This is a genomic window from Vibrio sp. FF266, assembly GCF_041439695.1.
Lineage (GTDB): Bacteria > Pseudomonadota > Gammaproteobacteria > Enterobacterales > Vibrionaceae > Vibrio > Vibrio tasmaniensis_A.
Genome location: NZ_JBGOOO010000087.1, coordinates 1 through 3,870 on the forward strand (window position 1 = coordinate 1; position 3,870 = coordinate 3,870).

The 3,870-nt window shown below is 47.4% G+C and carries 1 protein-coding gene; it reads right to left on the reverse strand.

Annotated elements, in window-relative coordinates:
* Nucleotides 1-51: 51 nt before the first annotated feature.
* Nucleotides 52-3,870 (reverse strand): conjugative transfer relaxase/helicase TraI (traI, locus tag ACED59_RS24170; RefSeq protein WP_371731387.1); only part of this gene is annotated, 3,819 nt, incomplete at its 5' end.

Below are 3,870 nucleotides of genomic sequence, written 5' to 3' on the forward strand. Positions count from 1 at the left end.
GATGAATATCTTGAAGGCGAAAAAAAAGGGTAGCCATTGGCTACCCTTTTATTATTGCTCTAACTCTCTGTCGATTTCTCTGTCTTCCCACTGACTCTCTTTCTCTGAGTGATTAAATTCCATCTCTTGTTGAGGTGAATATTCTTTTGGCTCAAAGTGGTCGAGTGATTGGCTGTCGGTTTCTTTTTTCTCATTATAGTTGAGGGTGTCTAATTCGCTCTCTTGATGAGAAGTGTGCGTCTCATTTAATTCAATGTTATGTGCACTGTTATCTCGCTCTAATTTGTTAATGCACGATTTAATGTCCTCTTTAAGATTATCGTCTGACATGAATTGAATGTCTCGTCCATTAAAGTTCTCGACGATTTTCTCAATGTTGTTCGGGTTTAAATCGTGGTTGCCGTGATTTAATACAATAATGATGTTCTGTCTCAGTTCATCGATGGAGATGTTTTGAATGTCGTTCTTGTGATTGACGTTGATAATGTCAATCTGCCCTTGGGTTTGGTCTCGAATTAAAAACGAGTTTTCTATCGATGTGCTGATGATGGTGGTGTTTAAATTCTCTCCTTGATGGAATTGGGTTAATTGTTTGGACTTTGTTCCTAGTGTTCTTGGATTAATATCTAAGGAGGTGTCTTTATTGCCTTGAGTGTCTAAATAGGTCACTTCAATGGCTTTGGTTTCACCTTCTTTATTGTGAATGTTAGTTAACATGGCAGGATGAAGAGATCTATCTTCGGATGAATAGACCGCTGGGTGGAACTTAACCTGGTTATTTTCAATGTTATTGACACCGAGCTTGTTTAAGTACGTTTGGGCCAGTGTGTTATCCATCGGTAAGCTTTGATTGATATAATCCTTAGCCCGTTCTTCAAACTGCGCAATATGCCTTGGTGTGGTGCTCAGTAATTTGTCGTGCTTACTGTTTTCCTCCAATTGATATTTGTCCGGTTCGTTTAGCATCTTGTGCGCTTCATTCATCGCGGCTTTATAGTTCATTTCCTTATGACTCATTATAAGGTTAATCAATGCGCCTTTTTCGCCTGTGGTGTAGTCTTTAAAATACCCACGATATTCTCCAGTTAGGGTCACTTTAATCGCCGATTTTCCAAGGCCAAAGGTTAAATAATCACGGTCTGATTTGGATTGATTCGGATTTCCTAATAACTGAACGGCGAGGCTTTCTGTGTATTTGGGTAGCTGCGTCTTGATGTGCTCTTTAAATAGGGCGTAGTCAAAGTCACCGCTTTTATTTTGGAACCGAACGTCCTCGTGAGGGAGGGCATTTCGGTTAAAGTAGGTGGTGTCTTTGGGGGGCGTTTGGTTGAGGGTTTCTATTGCACTGGCTTTATGGCTTTCTTTAGAGAGCCAGCTTTTGACCAGTTGTTTGGTGTTGTCGGTATAGAGGCGAATGTGCTGACTGGCACGGGTGACATCGATACCGGCGCGTCTTAAGTTGGTCAGTGCGCCTTTGCTTTGTATCGCGCTAATGACGTGTTGATAGGTGGACCCTTGCGCCATGTCTGCGGTTCGACTGTAAGCGTAGTCCCAATGCCCGTCTTTAAGCTCGTTGGGGTTAATGGTGAGCGCTTGTCCTGTTTTGGATTGCGCTTTGATGCCTTCCTCATTGGCTTGCGTGATGCGGTATTCGACGTTGGCTTTGATGTCACGACTTTTATCGGTAAAGCGCGTGATGATTTTATCGCCCGTCGAAAGTGGCTTTTCTGACGCAGAGAACAGGGTGGTGAAGCGGTGGTCACGGTTGCGCGGTAAGAATGGCCTAGTCTTACCTGTCGCTGCGTCTTGAAGTGTCACCACGCCATGCTCTGAGTCAACGTGAGTGATTGTCGCGTACTCACCGGGCCTGGTGCTCAGTACTAAGCCTTTTTGATAGGGCATCATGGTGGTGAGTTCTTCTCCGGTTGCCCCGATAGAGCGCAGTCTGGTTGCAATGATATTTTCTTTGCCAAGGTCATTATTTTTCATTAACCCGACACGGATGTATTCGGTGATGGTGTCACGCTCCTTGTTGGTGTAAGCGATGATAAGCGTGTTTTCTCTGGTTTCTGGGGTGCGCTCTAAATAGTCTTTGGCGACCACATAGGGCAGCTTCTCTGTGGCGGTGAGCTGCGCTCTGCGTCGGTCTTTGTCGTTTTCATCCAGCGTAGAAATGACATGCTGGCTGTTGCCTTGGGTATCAGGGGCTTGCTGCTGGAGTTTATCTAGGGCGCTGAGCGGCTGTTTATCAATGGTGTTTTGCTGTGCATTGTGCAAAGTGTCATTTTGTGGGCGTACCATATCGGTCATGTAAGCGGTATCGATGCGCCCTTGACTTATGGCCAGCTCAAAGGGTTTACCGGCACTGAGCGATAACAACTGCTCTTTATCGCCCAATTTGACTGTTTTGGACTGACTGTCATTGACCAGCTTTGTGAACTCATCGGCTTGCTTATTGCTGACCATGGAGCTTTCATCGAGAAAGAACAAGGTGTGTTGATAGTCACTGGCTTCTCGATTGCCTTGTCGGATGTCAGAGAGCAAGCTTTCCAGGGTTTGCGCTTTCACGCCTTTGCTTTCGAGCTCTGCTACCGCGGCGTGCGTGGGCGCAAGACCGATGACGCTTTGCTCTGGCTGCTGGCTGGCTTCTTTGACTAACTGGATAAGTTCAATATTGGATTCAAGCAGGGTGGACTTACCTGTACCGGCTAACCCTTGGATGGCCACAAAGTTGTCCTTGGTGGTTGAGATAAGGGTGATGGCGTCCTTTTGCCCTTGGGTTAAGCGAGGCTTGGTATCGAAAAAGTCTTGCACCTGCTTAGGCGTTGCAAAAGGTTGATGTTGGCCTTTACCATCATCGATGTTTTGTAAGATGCGCTTTTCAGTCTCCAGCGCGGCGTGCGTCGTCCAGCGTGTGCCGTCACTGTACTCTGCAGAGAGGGTGTTGCTGCGTTTAGTCAGCTCTGTTTCAACCTGCTCTTTGGTAATAGAGCCTCCGGCTTCTTCAAAGGCGTAACGCACCGCTTCCACTACTAAGGCTTTTTGGCTAAAAGCCGCTTCTCGCTCTGAGAGGTGGTTCAGGGCAAAGCTGACCGCTTTTTCGATGAGCGGGGCGTTTTGCGCTTTGGCGAGTGCTGACAGTGCCTGACTGACATCCTGCTTTAGCAAATCTTGGGTGGCGTCGTTTAGGTAGCGGTCGTTGACGTTTTGCGTCTGCAGTACACGCTCAATGGCTGACGGGGAGACCTGCTCTTTTTCAAGTGCGCTTTGGGCTTTGTCTGGTTTGTCGGTGAAGATATCAAGGCGCTCTGTTTTTTCAGTCAGGTCGTTTATCAGGGGCTTAGATAGGGTAAATGCTTTGCCTGACAGTAAAGTATGGGCTTTTGGCTCAATATGGTGGGCGCCGTGAACGTAGTCGTATTGCAGCGGCGCGTCTTTTAGGCTCTCTAAGTTGACGCGCTGCGTTTCCCCTTTGCTCTCAAGCGTGAGGCTTTCTTTGTCAATGTGAGTGACAAGGTAGCTTTGGTTCGCGTCCAAGCCAGCAGGGAAGTGTTTGCCTAGCGTTTGAAGGCGTTCGCCTTGGGCGATATTGAGACTTTGCGGTTTATTGATTTGCATCTTCATGTGCTTAAAGGCGCGACTGGACGGGTCAAAGGTGTGTGATTGTCCATCGCGTTTGCTGAGTGCGGTCATGGTGTTGCTCTCTTTGTCGATACTGGCGATGACAAAACTCTGAGGTTTGTTTTTCTCCCAATGGGTGAGTGTCATGCCTGGTTTGTAGTGTTGAACGAGGGGTTGTTGCGCTTTAGAGAGGTGGTGAGGGGTTTGAGTGAATAGGGTGGTTTCGTGTCTGGCGAGGGCGCCGGTATT